The organism is Aquirufa sp. (assembly GCF_044342065.1).
Classification (GTDB): Bacteria; Bacteroidota; Bacteroidia; order Cytophagales; family Spirosomataceae; genus Aquirufa.
In genome coordinates this window covers 1-18,183 of the sequence record NZ_JBIIQN010000036.1, presented here as the reverse complement: position 1 = coordinate 18,183, position 18,183 = coordinate 1, and the positions used below count along the sequence as shown (strand labels likewise).

16 protein-coding genes and 1 tRNA gene are annotated in these 18,183 nt (G+C 43.0%); 10 read left to right on the top strand and 7 right to left on the bottom strand.

Annotated features, from left to right (window positions below):
* Positions 1–106 precede the first annotated feature (106 nt).
* The 3 genes from ACIQZ2_RS10565 to ACIQZ2_RS10555 all read left to right on the top strand — a co-directional run bounded on the left by ACIQZ2_RS10565 (position 107) and on the right by ACIQZ2_RS10555 (position 3,512).
* Positions 107–2,191, top strand: coding sequence for a nitrite reductase (locus ACIQZ2_RS10565; protein WP_395768822.1), 2,085 nt, complete (start codon positions 107–109; stop codon positions 2,189–2,191).
* The gene (cobA, locus tag ACIQZ2_RS10560) at positions 2,188–2,967 is read left to right on the top strand and encodes a uroporphyrinogen-III C-methyltransferase (protein WP_395768821.1); all 780 of its coding nucleotides are present in this window, start codon (positions 2,188–2,190) and stop codon (positions 2,965–2,967) included. The genes ACIQZ2_RS10565 and cobA overlap by 4 nt, the downstream gene beginning before the upstream one ends.
* A gap of 158 nt (positions 2,968–3,125) precedes the next feature.
* The gene (locus tag ACIQZ2_RS10555) at positions 3,126–3,512 is read left to right on the top strand and encodes a RidA family protein (protein WP_395768820.1); all 387 of its coding nucleotides are present in this window, start codon (positions 3,126–3,128) and stop codon (positions 3,510–3,512) included.
* Positions 3,513–3,673: 161 nt separating this feature from the next.
* Here the strand turns inward: ACIQZ2_RS10555 and ACIQZ2_RS10550 are convergent, their stop codons facing one another.
* A complete protein-coding gene (locus ACIQZ2_RS10550) occupies positions 3,674–4,651 on the bottom strand; it encodes a bifunctional heptose 7-phosphate kinase/heptose 1-phosphate adenyltransferase (RefSeq protein WP_395768819.1) in 978 nt (325 codons plus the stop codon).
* Between the two features lie 3 nt (positions 4,652–4,654).
* Positions 4,655–5,650, bottom strand: a complete 996-nt coding sequence (gene moaA, locus ACIQZ2_RS10545) for a GTP 3',8-cyclase MoaA (RefSeq protein ID WP_395768818.1) — start codon at positions 5,648–5,650, stop codon at positions 4,655–4,657.
* Positions 5,651–5,673: 23 nt separating this feature from the next.
* Here moaA and ACIQZ2_RS10540 point away from each other — a divergent pair, with 23 nt between their 5' ends.
* The 7 genes from ACIQZ2_RS10540 (at position 5,674) to ACIQZ2_RS10510 (ending at position 14,059) form a co-directional block, all read left to right on the top strand.
* Positions 5,674–5,919 carry a MoaD/ThiS family protein gene (locus ACIQZ2_RS10540; protein ID WP_395768817.1) on the top strand — a complete coding sequence of 82 codons (246 nt, stop codon included), beginning with the start codon at positions 5,674–5,676 and terminating at the stop codon, positions 5,917–5,919.
* Positions 5,920–5,980: 61 nt separating this feature from the next.
* On the top strand, positions 5,981–7,840 hold the full coding sequence (locus ACIQZ2_RS10535) for an NADH-quinone oxidoreductase subunit L (RefSeq protein WP_395768816.1): 1,860 nt from the start codon (positions 5,981–5,983) through the stop codon (positions 7,838–7,840).
* Positions 7,840–9,498, top strand: a complete 1,659-nt coding sequence (locus tag ACIQZ2_RS10530) for a NuoM family protein (RefSeq protein ID WP_395768815.1) — start codon at positions 7,840–7,842, stop codon at positions 9,496–9,498. Before ACIQZ2_RS10535 ends, ACIQZ2_RS10530 begins: the two co-directional genes overlap by 1 nt.
* Complete coding sequence (locus tag ACIQZ2_RS10525; protein WP_395768814.1) at positions 9,498–9,854, top strand: hypothetical protein; 357 nt, start codon at positions 9,498–9,500, stop codon at positions 9,852–9,854. The genes ACIQZ2_RS10530 and ACIQZ2_RS10525 overlap by 1 nt, the downstream gene beginning before the upstream one ends.
* Positions 9,855–9,873: 19 nt before the next feature.
* The gene (locus tag ACIQZ2_RS10520; protein WP_395768813.1) at positions 9,874–10,770 is read left to right on the top strand and encodes a hydroxypyruvate isomerase family protein; all 897 of its coding nucleotides are present in this window, start codon (positions 9,874–9,876) and stop codon (positions 10,768–10,770) included.
* A 313-nt stretch (positions 10,771–11,083) separates the two neighbouring features.
* Complete coding sequence (locus tag ACIQZ2_RS10515; protein ID WP_395768812.1) at positions 11,084–13,948, top strand: T9SS type A sorting domain-containing protein; 2,865 nt, start codon at positions 11,084–11,086, stop codon at positions 13,946–13,948.
* Between the two features lie 37 nt (positions 13,949–13,985).
* A tRNA-Pro gene (locus ACIQZ2_RS10510) sits at positions 13,986–14,059 on the top strand.
* A 36-nt stretch (positions 14,060–14,095) separates the two neighbouring features.
* On the opposite strand, the gene ACIQZ2_RS10505 is transcribed toward ACIQZ2_RS10510, so the two are convergent.
* The 5 genes from ACIQZ2_RS10505 to ACIQZ2_RS10485 all read right to left on the bottom strand — a co-directional run.
* Positions 14,096–14,869 carry an SDR family NAD(P)-dependent oxidoreductase gene (locus ACIQZ2_RS10505; RefSeq protein WP_395768811.1) on the bottom strand — a complete coding sequence of 258 codons (774 nt, stop codon included), beginning with the start codon at positions 14,867–14,869 and terminating at the stop codon, positions 14,096–14,098.
* Between the two features lie 50 nt (positions 14,870–14,919).
* Positions 14,920–16,620: a tetratricopeptide repeat protein gene (locus ACIQZ2_RS10500; RefSeq protein ID WP_395768810.1), complete on the bottom strand. Its 1,701-nt coding sequence runs from the start codon at positions 16,618–16,620 to the stop codon at positions 14,920–14,922.
* Between the two features lie 160 nt (positions 16,621–16,780).
* A complete protein-coding gene (locus ACIQZ2_RS10495) occupies positions 16,781–17,713 on the bottom strand; it encodes a PstS family phosphate ABC transporter substrate-binding protein (protein ID WP_395768809.1) in 933 nt (310 codons plus the stop codon).
* Positions 17,703–17,948: a hypothetical protein gene (locus tag ACIQZ2_RS10490; RefSeq protein WP_395768808.1), complete on the bottom strand. Its 246-nt coding sequence runs from the start codon at positions 17,946–17,948 to the stop codon at positions 17,703–17,705. The genes ACIQZ2_RS10495 and ACIQZ2_RS10490 overlap by 11 nt, the downstream gene beginning before the upstream one ends.
* A gap of 68 nt (positions 17,949–18,016) precedes the next feature.
* Positions 18,017–18,183: energy transducer TonB (locus ACIQZ2_RS10485; RefSeq protein WP_395768823.1), on the bottom strand; the 167-nt coding region annotated here is incomplete at its 5' end.

Sequence of the window (18,183 nt, the reverse complement as noted above, 5' to 3'; positions counted from 1 at the left end):
AATTTAAAAACGAATATAAAAATTCTTTGGCAATAAAAACGTTTTGACTTACTTTTGCCTAATACTCTATATATTATATAGACTTAATACGTTAAACTTACCCAATATGCAAAGTTTCCGCTCTGAGATAGAAAACCCCATCGTCGAAAAAGACATCCTGGATTTGGCCAAAAAGATTGCCCAATTCAAGGCTGGCGAGATTCACGAGGAGAAATTCCGCTCCCTCCGACTAGCTCGTGGGGTGTATGGTCAGCGCCAACAAGGCGTTCAGATGATCCGGATCAAATTGCCGTATGGCAAGATTCAGTTCCACCAATGGAAGCGTATCGCGGATATTTCAGATGAATATTCAACCGGAAACTTGCACTTAACCACCCGACAAGACATTCAAATCCACTTCGTTTCGTTGGACCGCACGCCGGAACTTTGGGCGAAATTGGAACAAGACGATATCACCTTGCGCGAAGCCTGCGGAAATACGGTACGTAACATCACCGCCTCCCCTACTTCAGGCATTGATCCAAACGAACTTTTTGACGTTAGCCCGCACGCAGACGCAGCTTTCCGTTATTTCCTACGCAATCCCATCTGCCAAGAAATGGGGCGTAAAATCAAAATATCCTTCTCAAATACCGAAGAAGATACATCACTCGCCTATCTACATGACGTGGGTTTTGTTCCCAAAATCCAAAACGGCACCCGCGGCTTTAAAGTTGTGGTGGGTGGTGGCTTGGGGGCCCAACCGATGTTGGCACATACCGCCTACGAATTTCTTCCAGAAAACGAAATTATCCCTTTCATGGAAGCCATCTTGCGCGTGTTCGATCGCCACGGTGAACGTAATTCACGCCACAAGGCCCGCATGAAGTTCTTGATTCAGAAAATCGGTTTTGAGGAATTCATGAATTTGGTGAATGCAGAAACCAAAGCCTTGAAAAATCACAACTTCGCGATTGCAGATGCATCGGCTTGGGAGGTTTCAGAACCGTCGTTAAAAGCAAACATTGCGGCACCCGCTACGGCTGAATACCAAACTTGGATCGACACAAATACCTTTGAACAAAAGCAAAAAGGATTCCACGCAGTATACGTGCGCATCCTAAATGGCAATATTTCAAGCGACACTTCGCGTTCCTTAATCGAGGCGTTGAAAGGCTACATCGGAGATGATATCCGGATTACGATTAACCAAGGATTGATGTTGAAGTTTGTCCCTACAGCGAATCTACCTTACGTATTTCAAGTGTTGAACGCGCATGGCCTAGCAGCGCCGGGGGCAAATTCGATTGCCAACATCACCGCATGTCCGGGAACGGATACCTGTAATTTGGCGATCTCGGATTCGACGCATATTACGTCAAAATTAGAGCAGGTCATCAACGAAGAATTTCCTTCTTTGATTCACGATAGCGCGATGAAAATTAAGATTTCAGGTTGTATGAATGCCTGTGGCCAACACAGCATGGCGTCCATTGGATTCCACGGCTCATCCTTGAAAGCCGCTGATAAGCGTGTTTTACCCGCTTTGCAGGTGTTAATCGGAGGAGCAACCTTAGGAAATGGCGACGGCCGCATCGCGGATAAAGTGATCAAGGTTCCGTCCAAAAGAGGTCCTGAAGTATTGCGTGTGTTGTTGAACAATTTTGAAGAAAACGCACAAGACGGCGAATACTTCCACGAATATTACGATCGACAAGGCGAGAAATACTTCTATAATTTATTGAAACCAATTGCTGATTTGACCACATTGGTAGATTCAGACTTCATCGATTGGGGTGCGACGGATAGTTTCGCAACGGAAATTGGCGTAGGCGAATGTGCCGGTGTGATGATCGATTTGGTAGCAACCTTGTTGTTTGAATCGGAAGAAAAGTACGAATGGACGGCCGCGGCTTTGGAAGATAAACGCTGGGCTGATGCCATCTACCATGCATATTCCGTATTCATCTCAGCTTCCAAAGCCTTGTTATTGGATAAATCAGTCACCGTTGCGAATCAAAGTGCGGTCATCAATAAGTTTGAGGAGCATTTCGTAGCGTCGGGAGAATTTGCGATTGAGGCTGGGACCTTCCCGGAATTGGTTTTGCAGATCAACCAAAACGAACCATCGGAAGCTTTTGCGCGTCAGTATGCCGCACAAGCACAGACCTTTTTATTAGCAGCCACTTCATTCCGTCAAGCCATCGCATGAAAAATCTCAGTCACTTCAGAAAATTAGAACCGCAGCCTCGCTTAACAGTGGTAGGTGCGGGCCCTGGTGATCCGGAATTGATCACGTTAAAGGCGATCAAATCGATTGCATCTGCGCAAGCAGTATTGTATGATGCCTTGGTGGATATCAGTTTATTGGAGCATTGTTCACCTGTTTGCGAAAAAATATTCGTTGGCAAAAAGCCTGGCGATAGTCATTCGCAAGCAGCCATCAACGAACTCATCGTGGAAAAAGCCTATGCTTTGGGACATGTCGTTCGCTTGAAAGGCGGTGATCCGTTTGTTTTTGGCCGGGGTCAGGAAGAAATCGAATTTGCGAAATCCTACGGTCTTTTGACTGGATATATTCCCGGCATCAGTTCCTCCTATGCAGCGGCGGGCGCAGCGGATATTCCATTGACCGTTCGCGGTGTTAACGAAAGTTTTTGGGTGATGACCGGTACCAAATCGGACGGTTCATTATCAGAAGATTTGAAACTTGGCCTGCAATCCACGGCGACTTTGGTGATTCTGATGGGGATGAATAAATTAGGTGAAATCGCTCAATTATGCCAAGCCTACGGAAAAGGTGACATCTCTGCTGCCATCATCCAAAATGGCACCATGGAAAATCAGCGCGTAGGTATATCCACTGCGGCGGAGCTTGAAAATTTGGCCAAAAAAGAAGATCTTCGAAACCCTGCGATCATTGTGATCGGCGAAGTAGTTCGCCACGCTAAGCCGGAGATGTGGGAGAAAATTGTAAATTTAAAGTAGAGACGCGATACCTCGCGTCTAATAATTACAACCTCGCGATATTTCGCAACAAAATGTAGAGACGCGATACCTCGGCGTCTATTTTAAATTAAGACGCAAAGTATTGCGTCTCTACAAAACCATGACGCAAAATTTTGCGTCATCAAAACAAAAAAATAATGTCACAAAGACTCAACATCTCCTCCGGTTCCCCATTTGAAGACGTTTTCGGCTATTGCCGTGCCGTAAAAACAGGAAACTTATTGGAAATATCAGGTACCGTTGCCATCATCGACACTGAAAAAGTTACTGCAGATGATTTGTATGCACAGACATACAACATCATCGAGCGTATCGCTGTAGTTTTAGAGGAAGCTGGATCATCCCTAAATGATGTCGTACGTACCCGCATTTTCACCACCGATATATCGCAAAATTTAGAAATCGCTCGTGCCCATGCGCACTTCTTTCGTGATATAAAACCAACGACAGGTATCTACGAAATTTCTGCTTTGATTGCCCCACAATATAAAGTGGAAATTGAGTTCACGGCGTGGGTGGGATAGATTTCTTGGGCAAAGCCAGGAGCTTTGCCCAAGAAAAAATTGTAGAGACGCGATACCTCGCGTCTTAAAAACAAAAAAGACGCAAGTATTGCGTCTCTACAAAACAAAAAAAGACGCAAGTATGCGTCTTAAAAACAAAAAAGACGCGAAGTATCGCGTCTCTACAAGCTACTTGCTTCCCTTTTCAACAACGCCGCCTGTATAGGCACCACACCCAAAGACTCACATACCAAGCCTCCGCCCAGATTCGCGAGTTCCGCGATTTGCGCGGGACTAGCACCCGCCGCCAAAGCACAGGCAGCAATCGAAATCACCGTATCACCAGCTCCGGAAACATCCGCAATCTGACGAATGTGTGCTGGAATAGCAACCTGCTCACCACGAAAATCCATATAAACTCCACGCTCTGAAAGCGTTACAAATAATCCCTCAAAACGCTGAGACTCTTTAAACTTCTTTACCGTTGCCGGCAAGGCCAAAGCACTCAAATCCGAAGAATCCAAGCCCAAACCATCCCGCAACTCATGTAAATTTGGTTTAAATAAAGTCGCCCCTTGGTATGCAAAGAAATTCTTCTTCTTCGGATCCACGACCGTCGGGATTCCCGCCGCTTTCGCCAAATCCATCACATCCTGAATCAAGCCTTCACCCAAAACTCCCTTATCATAATCCTCGAAAATAATCACATCAACTTGTGATATAGCCGATGTAATCGCCGCTAATAATGCCCCAATGGATGCTGGTGAAATTTGCGCCTCCGTCTCCGAATCCACCCGAATGAGTTGTTGGGACCCCGCAATAACACGCTCCTTAACTGTAGTAGGCCGACCGGCTTCCTGAATAATACCAGCTACCGACAAGCCTGCATCTACTAAAATTTGCTTCAACGAGGAACCCGTCGCATCATCACCAATCACTGAAAAAACCATCGGTTGAGCACCCAAACTCGCCAAGTTCAACACCACATTACCCGCTCCGCCCAAACGGGACTCGCGCTTCACGACATTTACCACAGGCACTGGAGCCTCCGGTGAAATACGCGTTACCTTTCCCCATGTATAAGCATCCACCATGAGATCCCCAATCACCATCACCCGAAGCTTCGAAAAGCCATCAATAATTTCAGCTAATGCGCTCATAAATTAACCTCCTATCGTCGTCATCGATTCATTGATAACGCCTTTTCTATTTTTTTCAGCCTCAAAACCATCGAGAGGCCTCTTTTGATATAACCCTAACAATACTTTCCGTAGCTCCTCATCTGAAATACCGCTGCGAAGATACGCTTTCAAATCAAAAACGCCATCATCATATAAACAGGTTTTCACCTGACCTTTGGCAGTCAATCGAACCCGATTACAACTCCCACAGAACGTTCGCGAAAAAGCTGCAATGATTCCCACATCTCCCAAATGCCCCGGAATCGCATAGCGATTTGCCGTTTCGCCTCCGCGCATCAGAACAGGTTTCGGGTCGGCATAAACCGTTTTCAACTCTTTTAAAATCCGTTCATGGTTCCAAAACAAAGTCCCTTCCACCAATCCCGAACCATTAAAGGGCATCTCCTCAATGTACCTTACCGAAACCGGTAGGTCTTTGGTCAAAGCCGCCAATGCCAATATATCTTGCTCGTTCTGCCCCTTCATCACCACCGCATTGATTTTTACCTCAAACCCTTCGGCAACCAAACGCAGTAAATTTTGGTATACCACCTCGTAATCATCCCGACGGGTTATCTGCTTAAACCGGTCGCGATCCAAAGCATCCAAACTCAAATTCACCGAGCGAATTCCCAAGACTTTCAATTGGTCAATGTACTCCCCAATCAATACGCCATTACTCGTCAAACAGACCTCCAAACCGGGTAAAGCCGTAATTTCCGACAGAAAATCCATCAAGCCATTCCGAACAAAAGGCTCTCCTCCTGTAATCCGCACCTTGTTTATTCCCATGCCGTGCATCACCCGCACCACACGCGACATCTCCTCCCAGGTCAACAATTCTCGCTCCGGCATGTAAACAATCCCCTCAGCTGGCATGCAATACGAACAACGCAAATTGCATCGATCCGTCACCGCAAGACGTAAATACGTCATCGGCCGACCGTGATTATCCAAGAGTTGATTATCTTTATGCATTAGTCCCGCAAATTACGAAAAATATGGCCACGTATACCCTGCTTCTGTTTGGCATTTGCCGCGATCTTCTAAAAAAAGATGAAATATCGATTGAAACGCAGGAGCTCGTTGATGCCGAAACACTTTTAAGCATCACAAAAAGTGCGCATCCGGCCTTAGTGAACTTACCATCATTGCGTCTGGCGGCCGACCATCATTTCCCAAAACCGGATTTTATCATCGAGGAACGCATGGAAATCGCTTTGATTCCGCCCGTTTCCGGCGGATAATTGCCTCGGATTCCCTACAAAATCAGTAGATTATTTTATCTTTACTACCTTAAATTAATTTATGCCTTTACAAACGATTTTCTTAGCGCTACTCATCCTGCCTTGGCTTTCCGCTGGCTTGGTTGCGTTGCTCCCTAAAAAAATTCAGGTAAATGCTTCCATTCTTTTAGCAGGGCTATTTACTTATTTGGCTTTCCAAGTAGGGCACATGCCGGAAAACATCACAACTTATCCCTGGTTTACCTTGGGAGGTAATGCCGTGGTGGCTAGTTTTTGGGTCACCAAATCCGCCCAATTATTGCTCTTATTAGTCAGCATCGTCGCACTTTTTGTCCAAATTTTCTCCAAATCTTACCTCGCGGAAGATCCCAAAATCGGGCGATACTATTGCTATTTACATTTATTCATCGGTTCGATGACCCTACTGGTACTCACCGACCAGATTTACATTTTCTACGGAGCATGGGAATTGGTAGGTGCTTGTTCCTATTTATTGATAAGTTTCTGGCATCAAAAAGAAGCTCCGATCAAAGCGGCTAAAAAAGCGTTTCTATTAAATCGAATCGGCGACATCGCCTTGCTTTTCGGATTAATAGGCTTATCCAGTTATTTCGGCACCACCGTATTTTCAGCCATGCAAGGTAGTGCACCTGCACTTATCGGCATCGCGGTCATTGCGGGAGGCATAGGCAAATCCGCCCAATTCCCCTTGATGTCTTGGTTACCCGATGCGATGGAAGGCCCTACGCCTGCTTCGGCCTTGATTCACGCAGCAACCATGGTCGCGGCCGGGGTTTTTGTGGGCATCCGTGTTTTCCCATTTATTGGGGAAGAAGCCCATTTATTCATGGGGGCTATCGGTGCGATTTCGCTCGTGTCAGGTGCGCTTTTTGCTATATTTCAAAACGATATTAAGAAGGCTTTGGCCTATTCCACTATTTCTCAGTTAGGTTTAATGTGGCTGGGCATGGGGTCCAGCGCCTCACTATTTCACCTCTATGCCCATGGCCTTTTTAAGGCAGGGCTTTTCCTCACGGCGGGTTCAGTCATCCATTATTTGCATCATCAAAAAGCATCACATCAGGCAGATGCCCAAAGCCTGAACAACATGGGTGGCCTTCGGAAACAATTACCCTTGAGCTTTTTTGCGTATGTGATTTTTGGGGCAGGGATGTTGGGCATTCCATTCACCACAGGCTTTTACAGCAAAGAAAATATTGCTGGATTCTTATGGGATTCGGCCCAACACAGCGCTTATGCGAATTACTATTATGTGCTCCTAGTGGCTTTGGCACTCGGTATGATTTTGACGGCGACGTACATGTGCCGACAAATTTATTTGATTTTCCTAGGCCAAAACCGTGCTGGACACTTATTTGAAAAATCACAACAAGATTGGCTACAGCTTATCCCAATCAGCTTATTGATATTCTTAAGCCTCTTTTTCTGGATTTCCATGAATCCCGTGGATGGACATCAGTCCGTTTTCATGGCCTTTTTCCATATTGAAAATTATCATATTCCTGGATTTTGGTTGGTCATTACAGCAGGTTCTTGGATTCTCGGATTGGGTATTACGTACCTAACGCGCTTATGGATTCCATCCGCAAATTATCAGTTCCTTGGATTTATTTGGCCTACGGTTAATCGAATTGCATGGTGGTCAGGCCAACAAATTCAACGCTTCGATGCACGAGTTGTGGATCGTACGGTGGTTAAATTCACGGAATTGCAAGTAATCATCGCACACCTAAGTGCATGGACAGATCGCCACCTCGTTGACGGTTCTGTAACCTTAATCGCATCAACGAGCCGCGGCTTAGGTGCACGTTTACGTACTTGGCAGTCGGCGCAATTACAACGCTACTGGTTCTGGGTATTCTTTACATTGGTTTTCATCCTAATTTACCTTTTGTATTAATGGGAAACTTATCATACATCATTCTATTGCCTTTGCTCGCCTCACTCATCGTGGGATTCGGGAAGTTGGGCGCGACCTACAGCCGCTTGGCGGCCTTGGGGGTTAGCTTTATTCAGTTATTATTATTGGCCAAAGTGTTGCTGGTTTTTGATGCATCACAAGCCTCATTCCAACTGATTGAAACCCAAGATTGGATTCATTTAAACCTGGGAAGCCTTGGACAATTTGTCTCCAACTATTCGCTTGGGGTTGATGGATTAAGCATCGGACTAATCTTGTTGACCGGTTTAGTGAGTTTTGTTGCCTTGTGGAACTCGAAAGAAATTCATGAGAAAATCGAAGGTTACTATGGTTTAGTCTTATTGCTTAACGCGGCTTTGATGGGATGTTTTTTGGCAAGAGACATGTTTTTGTTCTACATCTTTTTCGAATTCATGTTGTTGCCGATGTACTTCCTAATTGGTATATGGGGCGGACCACGTCGTAATTATGCGTCTTTGAAGTTTTTCATATATACGTTGGTAGGCTCCCTATTCATCTTAATTGTTATGCTCGGAATTTCCATTGCGTACATGGATCCGTATGAAACGGCATTATCCTTACAAAAGATTGGGGCCAACCAAAGCTTTGGTACAGAAGCACTGCAATCCATACAAACGTCATTGGCGGCGCATGAAATAGCTCCCAATCAAATCGTTCACAGTTTCGATATGCAAGCATTGAGTGATGTGAATAACTGTCAATCGAATAATTTATTCAGTCCAGAATCCGGGTTTTTATTAGGAGGATTATCAGGCCGTGCCTGGGGATTTTGGTTGTTGTTTATTGGCTTTGCGATTAAGTTGCCGCTCGTGCCACTACATACGTGGTTGCCTGATGCACACGTAGAAGCACCTACACCCATTTCAGTAATATTAGCGGGGATCTTATTGAAAATAGGGGCCTATGGTTGGTTGCGCATGGCAATTCCATTCTTCCCAGCAGAGGCTGTAAACGCGGCTAGCATCCTAGCGGGACTTGGCGTTTTGTCAATCCTCTACGGGGCCTACAATGCCTTAGCAATGACCGACTTGAAGAAATTAGTTGCTTACTCTTCAGTATCGCACATGGGATTTGTATTACTGGGAATTGCATCGTTCACGCCGGAAGGTTGGCAAGGAGCGATTTTCCAAATGCTTTCACATGGAATTTTGTCATCGCTGCTATTCTTATTGGTGGGAGTCTTGTACAGTCGGACAGGCAATCGACAAATTGATAATTTCTCAGGCCTAGCTACCAAGATGCCATGGTTCACAGTCGTTTCGGGGATTGCTATTTTTGCATCCTTAGGTTTACCAGGATTCTCTGGCTTCATAGGCGAATTTTTCAGTTTGATGGGAGCCTTTACAAGCCCTCATTTAACCCCAATCTATGCCATATTGGGAGGATTAGGAATTTTACTTGGTGCAGGCTATTTACTTTGGACCTTCCAAAAAATTTATTTGGGTGCCTATTTTGTACGGGAAAGCAGTTGGGAATTACCTGACTTGACACTCTTAGAAAAGTTGAGTCTTTTTGGCTTAGGGATCTTGAGCATTGTTCTCGGAATTTTCCCGGGAATCATTTTTGAGCTGAGTGAAATTTTCGTAACTAACAGCTTGAATTCAATTTTTCATTGATGAACGCGAACATCTTACCTTTAGTAGCTAGTTTAGATTTGGCGGAAGCCAATGGATTAACGCCGTTGTTAAAGGGGATGTCGAACGAACAGCAGAAACAATTCATGTCGATATATATGAGTAAACGAAGAGAGCCCGTTTTGATTCTTGTTTGTACGCTAGCGGGATTTGTTTGCTTTGCAGGCTTACAGCGTTTTATTACGGATCGAATCGGCTTGGGATTGCTCTATTTTTTTACGGGAGGATTTCTGTTTATTGGGACAATCATAGACCTATTTCGCTACAGAAAAATTGCTCAAGGATACAACGACAAGGTCGCCCGTGAAACGGCACAAATCATATCAAATTTTAATTAAAACCTATCAAACAAAGACTATGAAAAACAATTTGAGTCGGAGAGAAATCCTAAAAAGTTCGGCAGGATTAGCCGGTTTGGGAATATTCGGTTCATCCATGGAAGACCGCTTCAAGAAAGCTGACATCGCCGTGGGTGCGGACCTAAAAGGAAAAGTACAGCATTCGGCATGTCGTTGGTGTTATGATAAAATCCCATTTGAGGAACTAGTGGTAAATGCCAAACGCATTGGTTTGTCATCCATCGAGTTAACAGGTCCAGACCAATGGGATATTCTGAAGAAACACGACATGACAGCTGCGATTGGTTGGGGCAAATACCCGGATGGCATGAACATCCCCAACTTCTTCAACAAAGTCAAAAATCACGATGCCTTGGTAGGTTTTTATGAGGACATCATCCCCAAAGCTGCGAAAGCCGGTGTAAAAAACATCATTACTTTTTCTGGAAACCGCGATGGAATGAGTGATGAAGACGGACTTATCAACTGCAAAAAAGGTTTGCAGCGCATCATGAAAACGGCAGAACGTTATGATGTGACGATTTCAATGGAACTTTTGAACTCCAAGGTAAACCATAAAGATTACCAAGCGGACAACACCGAATGGGGTGCGGCGCTCTGTGAGATGGTAGGTTCCGATAAATTCAAATTGTTATACGACATCTACCACATGCAAATTATGGAAGGCGACGTAATTGCAACCATTAAGAAATACCATCAATATATTTCGCATTACCACACAGGAGGCGTTCCAGGTCGTAATGAGATTGATGATACGCAAGAATTGAATTACCGCGCGATTATCAAAGCGATTTATGATACGGGGTATAAAGGCTATATTGGCCAAGAATTCATTCCAGCCCGTGAAGACAAGATGGCGTCCTTAGCGCAAGCCGTTCAGATCTGCGATATCTAATATCCATTAACTTGATTTTCTTGCCAGCCTCCGTTCATCGGGGGCTGGCTTTTTTATGCCAAATAGTTGATAATCTACCGCAGGATTCTTTTTTAGAATGAGGCAGATTCATCAATCCCATTACCTTCATGGGAACAAGCTCAGGTTAGTGTAGAGACGCGATACCTCGCGTCTAAATATAACCCGAGGCTATTGTAAAGACGCGATACCTCATGTCTAAATACAGCCCTAGACTATTGTAGAGACGCGATACCTCGCGTCTAAATTTAACCCCACGGGGAAATACCAATGGCAAACAAAACCTAACCAAAAAATGAAACTTTTACCCCTGCTGCTCCTCCCCCTTTTCGCATTCCCCCAATGTCCGGTCATTACCCAACAACCCCAGTCGCAGACCGACTGCGATGGCAACTCCATTCGAATGATTGTTTTAAGCAATGGGACGAGTTTTCAGTGGGAAAAGAAACGACCACAAGATGCAAATTTCACCCACATTGCAGGAGCCAGCCAAGCGAATTATCAGATCATACCTTCGGGAAACATCTCCAATCCCAATGGCACCCAATACCGCGTAAAAATCAGCCTCGGAACTTGCTCCATTTATTCAGAACAAGTACAAATTCAATTACGAAAAATTAATTCCATCCTTAATCCTACCATTTGCGAAAGGGGAAACGGAGTTTTGGAATCCATACATACAGAAGGAGCCACCCGTTTTCAATGGACCCGCTCCGTGAATGGTGGGCCTTATTTGGATCTGATCGATAATGATCACTTTCAAGGCACCCAACAAAATCAATTACACATCATCCAGGCCAACCAAAATCTCGATGGGCAAAAATTCAAAATCCGAATCGATTTCAATATCAGTCTAAACAATGACAATGAAGGGTCTACACAAAACCTAAATCAAACAAGCACATGTCCGAGAACATCGACTGAAATAACACTTCAAATCAAACCCAGTCCCACTCCCCGACATGCCGCAAGCACTTACAACGGCTGTATGAACCAAGCCTTCACAGTAAATGCAACCGGATGCTCTCCCTATACAACCCAATGGTATGATGAAAAACGAAATCGAATAGGGACAGGTGCCCGATTAAACTTAACGCTCAATGATAGCATTCCGTATCCTGTATTTGCAACCTGTATCAATGCGGGCTGTGAAAGTTTACCTTCGACTGGGACAAGGGCACAAGCCTTCCCAAAACCCTCTCCCCCTTTGAACGCAGGAACACCAAGCGAAATCTGCCCTGGATTATCCATTGCATTTAAAGCATCCGGAGGAAGCAATAATATTTGGTATGTAACGCCAACCAGCACATCCCCACTGAGCACCGCCACAAACTATACTACAAAAGCAAGTCCCGCAAATAGTACCTTAACACGTTTCGTATCTCAAAATATTCGTGGATGCGAAAGTGCAAGAACACCTATAATCGTACGGGTACTCCCTACTAACCTATGTACACCAGAAGACACCACCATTACCCCACCTCCTATTGTTAATCCCCCTCCTGCTGATACCACCAGAAAGTTGCCACATGTTCACCTCAGTTACGAACTTCATCAAAACTGCGAGTCGGCAAGTTATTCGTTAACAATTAATGGCTGTCCAAATATTCCTTTGATCACAATCAACAGGCAATTCACGCATGTTGGCAACTATTATGCTTCTTATGTTCCCGAAAACCAAGAGCTACACATTACATGTCCTGAAAGTATCGGTTCGCCTTTAGACATATTATTACCGGGATTAAATGTCCCACAAATTCAAATGCAAACCAACTACCAAAACTTCTTATGTGAAGGGGATAAGGCCTTCTTAGGAATTCAGTTACCGCTTGGTGCCAATATGATTGGTTGGGAATTCAATGGTCATCTATACAGTCATCAAGTATCGATGCATGAACCCTTAGCAGCAGGAAACTATCAAGCAATTATTCAACGAAATTCCTGCACCTATCGAAGTGAAATCGTGGTAATTGAGGTGCTTCCAAAACCACAAGCACCAGCAGTAATCAGTGCTAAAAACAGTCTTTGCCTAGGTGATTCTTTACTGGTTCAAACGCAATCAAACCACCCATTTAGTTTATGGAATGGCAAAGAAAAAGCGCCCAAGTATCTCCTAAAAGCTAAAGAAGTCGGGGAACAAAAAATCCAAGTTCAAATTTCAGACGAAGGTCGTTGTTGGTCTGATCCTTCCATCCCTCTTTTCATACAAATACATCCAATTCCTGAAAAGCCTGAAATACTTGTTCCAAACAAGGGTGGGTTTTGCGCAGGAGATTCCATCCTTATCCAACTTAATAAAATAGGATTACAGTATCGCTGGTCAACAAATGATAGTACACAGTACCTTTATTCACGCATTGCTCGATCCTATGAGGCTAAATACCAGGATTCAGTAGGATGTTGGTCGCCTCCTAGCTCACCTATACATACCATCCTATTTCCGCTAGAACCTCAACCCCAGATACAAGTTAAAAGTCGGCAGTTTTGTCAAGGCGAATCCATTACGTTACATTCATCACCCGCGCATGCCTATGTGTGGAGTACGAATGAATATACTGACACCATAAACGTCAAAATAAGTACTCGCGTTAGCTTAAAAACACAAAATCAATATGGGTGCTGGTCCATTACCAGTAAATCCATTGAAGTCATTGCACAAGAAAACCCCTGGATGCCAATGCTAAAGAGGTTGGGTGGGTATTTTATTCAAGCAACAAATCAAGAAAGGGTCACCCGATATGAATGGAAACTTGACAATAAGAACCTGATAGATACTTCAGCCCTACTAAAGATAAAGCAATCAGGCCTGTTCCATGTCCGAGCCATGCGAACATACAAGCTGGTAGACGCGCCTTCAGTTCATTGTTATTCTTCGTATCAAGTTGGTAGTTTCGGAATTCCAGTAGATGACCCGGGCATTCGTATTTATCCTAATCCAAACCGAGGTGAACAAATTACGATTGAAATACAAGAAGACCTCACGAATGTAGAAATGGAACTATTTAGTTTGCAGGGTAAAAAAATCAAACATTGGGAGATAAATGATACCCTTCATATTCAACGTCTTTCACTTTCGGATGTCATCTCTGGGAATTACATTTTAGTCATGTATGCGAATCTATGGCTACGCGAAAAACGAATATTTATAGTATCGGATTGACAAAAAATGAATCAGATTATATCTTTGTGTTTTCCATCGGGATGTAGCGCAGTCCGGTAGCGTACACGTCTGGGGGGCGTGTGGTCGCAGGTTCAAATCCTGTCATCCCGACGCATAAAAAAGGCCAGCAAATGCTGGCCTTTTAATTTATTCGTAAATTCCTTTGGCAATTTTTTCACTAAGGGCTTTAGGGACAAGCCAAGCTAAAATCGCTCCTACTTTATTCACCATTCCTGTGATAACTTCAATTTTCTTGGCAAACATACCAGCTACAGCTAATTTTGCTACGGAGGCAGGTGTCATGGTGATCTTCTCAGCAGCTTTTCGAGCCTTTTCGGGCAAGTTCGCACGATCATTAAAATTGGTAGTGGTTGCTCCTGGACTTACAACTGTTACCGATATGCCTTTTGCTTTCCACTCATGGTACAAACCACGGGAGAAATTCAATACAAAAACTTTTGAAGCTGCATACAAGCTCATATTGGGTATGGCTTGATAGGCGGTAGAGCTGGCAATGTTCAAGACATAGGCTTGTCCTTTGCCAACCAAATATGGATAGAATTTTTGGCACATTTCAACCAAAGCATTCATATTAACTAGCATCATCTTTTGATTCTCATCAAAAGCATATTGCTCAAATTGTCCTATCAAACCAAAGCCAGCATTGTTGACAAGAATCCGTAAATCAATTTTCTTTTCTTCAACCCAAGCTACAATGCGATCTACCGAACCTATTTCAGATAAATCCGCTACTAAATAATCAACCTTCAATCCATACTTTTTCTCGAACTCTTCCTTCACCATTTGAAGCTCATACGAGTTGCGCGCAATAAGTAATAAATCATAGCCCTTTGCAGCAAGTTCATCTGCGATTTCTTTCCCTATACCTTTACTCGCTCCGGTAATCAATGCATATGCCATATTAGTGAAGTTTAAAAAAAGAAGCCCATTGCTGGGCTTCTTTACATATATTATCTTTTGGGTGCGGCTGGTGCTGCTGCAGGAGCAGGATTAAAGTACGCTTTAATATCGGGATCCTCAGGTTTGATTTCTTGAGCCTTGGTGAAAAAGTCTTTCACTTTAGCTTCATCTTTCGTAACTGATAAATGATATCCTCCCAAATATTTGTAAGCCTCAAACAATTGGCCTTTATCTTCCTTGAATGGATTCTTCTCCGCACGCAAGGTCTCAATTGTAGCTACGAACTTCTCATACCATTGCGCACCTAACCATTTTGTTCCTGTGTAATCAATAAAGTTATTCGCACGCGCGCGGTTGATGTAAAATGGAGGCCATTTATCATTAATTTCAATCGCTTTGGCAAAAACAGAATCAGCGCGCATAGCCATTGCTGGACGAGCAATTGTATCTGCTTTATTTATGTAAGCAGCCGTGAAATAATAATCCATTGCCAACTTAAAATAATCACCAGAACCTACTGTTTGAGCTTTCTTTACTTTCCATTGAATTGCATTCAAGGCAGCAACTGATGCATCAACATACCTTTTTTGCTTGTAACGAATATCATGAATGATATTATAAACATTATTATTTGTGTCCAACGGAGCAGCACGCTCAAGGTAAGTTATCGCTATGGAATCTTTCCCTAATCCTTGGTATCCTTTTCCAAAATACAAATCATCCATAAAATAGGGCTTAACACCAGAACGAACCATACCTTCTAAGTTATCAATTCCTTGTTGGTAATTCTTCATCTCAACGTTTGAATAACCACGCATGCGGTAGATATCATTGTCCTTTACACCTTTGCGATCTGCTTCATCAGTGAACTTCATAGCACCCTCATAATCCTGCGAAAGGAATAATAATTTAGCTGTTTCCAATGTCACTTGAGGAGTTGCCTCTGCTTTCTCTAAATAACGACGGAAATAACGTGATGCATTTTTATATTGACCACCTACGATCAAATACTCGCCATACTTACGCTGAGCTGGTGCATAGTTTGAATCTAAGTCAATTGCTTCTTTGTAGCGAGCTTGTGTTTCCTTGTAATTCTTCCCGCGTAAATACACAGAACCAATTTTTACTTTAGCCTTAATGTTACGCGGCTCTTGAGCGATAGCGCTTTCATAAGCTGTAACCGCATTACCTCCATCATTTTTAATCAAATAGGCATCTCCTTTGATCAGGTATTGCTCTGGGGTAGGTAATTTTTTATCTTTCATTAAACGATCTTGAATCGCATCAATCAAACGAATTGCTTCAGCAGGATCATTGTTTGCCGCATTGAAAGCTTCTTCTTTACCTAAGATGTAATACATTGTGTATGCCTCTGCAATACGAAACATAACATCGATATTTTTATTTTTCGTTTCAGCCAATATACGATCAAAGTCAATTTTTGCGTCATTAACCTTGTTTTGACCTACTAAAATGGAAGCTATCCCCACCTGATTTAAATAGTTTTTAGGCTCAGCGACTCTCCCGGCATCAAATGCTTTACGTGCATTATCCCAATCACGCTGATTAAGGTAATAATATCCTAGATAGAAAAAATTTTCACCCGTTGGTTGTGCAGCTACTAAGTTCTCAAAAACCTGCTTCGCCCGACTAGGCTGATGGCGGTCCATTAAATGTAAACCCTCTTGAACGGTTTGCGCGAAAGCCAAATTGGTCAATAACAAACCAACTCCCAAAAGCCACGATTTCATTTTCATCATTAATTAATTAAAAATTGTTTAAATAGTATTATTCTCAGGCGTAAACATTGAAAAAATTCAATTAATTACTTTAAAAGTTTAATAATTTTAGAATCACAAATATACTAATAAATCCATAAAAAAGTCAAGAAGAAAAGCGACAAATTAGGACTTATTGACTGATTTGGTACTGTCGTATCGTGACAGGTCGGGTCAAGGGAATCAATCCAGATTTCAATACAATCAGCTGTCCCATATCACCCGTGATGTAATTAACAAATCCGGTACCCAATCCTAAATGAGACTCTTTTAAAATAATTTTAATCTCGCGTCTTAATGGGTATTTTTTCAAAGCTAAATTATACCCAAATGGTTGGTAGAATTCTGCCTTAGGTAAAGAGGATTCTTTGGCTACTGACATCACCCTAACCGAACGAATAAATCCGAGGGAAGTAGGATTATCCCCATCACTTATCCAATTGGATCCAATAATACCAATGGCATTGGGATGCGATTTGACATGCTCAATTACATCCTTGTTCGACCCTGCTGCTGACACGGAAAGACCCGTATTCCCTAGGGCAAATAAATCAACTAAGAACTTTATATTACTTGAGTTAGCCTTATCTACGACCAACTCAACATCACCTGAACGAGACGCTCCAATCGATTTCCAAGATTTTTGCTTGCCGGAAAGCAAGGCTTTTAGCTGATCTAATCCAATAAGCGTATCGGCATTATTTGGATGGACCAATAGGGCAATTCCATCAGCTGCGAATTTAAAACTGCGGTAAGTAATCTTTTCCCGCGTAAAAACTACTTTTTCTTGATCCGTTAATTCCCTGGACACAACTACACCACGAACTTTATCGTTCAATAGGTCGGCAATTGCTTCATTCTCCGGCTTAAACAGCAAATTAATATTGGCAAAATGGTAATTATCTCGAAAAGCCACCTTCTCCGCTTCAATAATTCGTTGGAAAGATTCATCTACCCCAAGACTAATTGTTCCCGTGGTAGGCCCATCTTTAACTTCACTTTTTTTCGAGTTACAAGACAACATGGCAAAAACCATGAAGCTGTACACTAAGAGTTTAGTCTTCATATTCACCGTAATTTATAGATTCATCTGCTTCTCGAAAATACAAATAAGCACGCCAAATCCGAAACAAACCATACAAAACAAATAGAATACCTAATAAGAACGCAATGGGTATTCCGTTGAAAAAACCTAAATCAAAATCAGACCAAAAGGCAACGTAGGCACCCAAGGAAGTATAGGCCAAGGCAACAAATAAACGAAAAGAAATATTAACCCAAATGGCTATTGGACGTTTCATAAAGTAGTTTAAACAATCAGACCTGCCAAATAAAGATTTAGCAGGTCTGAAATGAACTTTCAAAAAAATTACTCAGATAATACGAAGGTAATCGGCTGCGTAAATCGAGAACGCACAGCGCGACCCGATTGCTTACCTGGCGTCCATCTTGGTACCGCCTTAATTACACGCATCGCTTCTTCGTCGCAACCAAAACCGACAGATTTCAAAATTTGAACGTCTTGTATGGTACCAT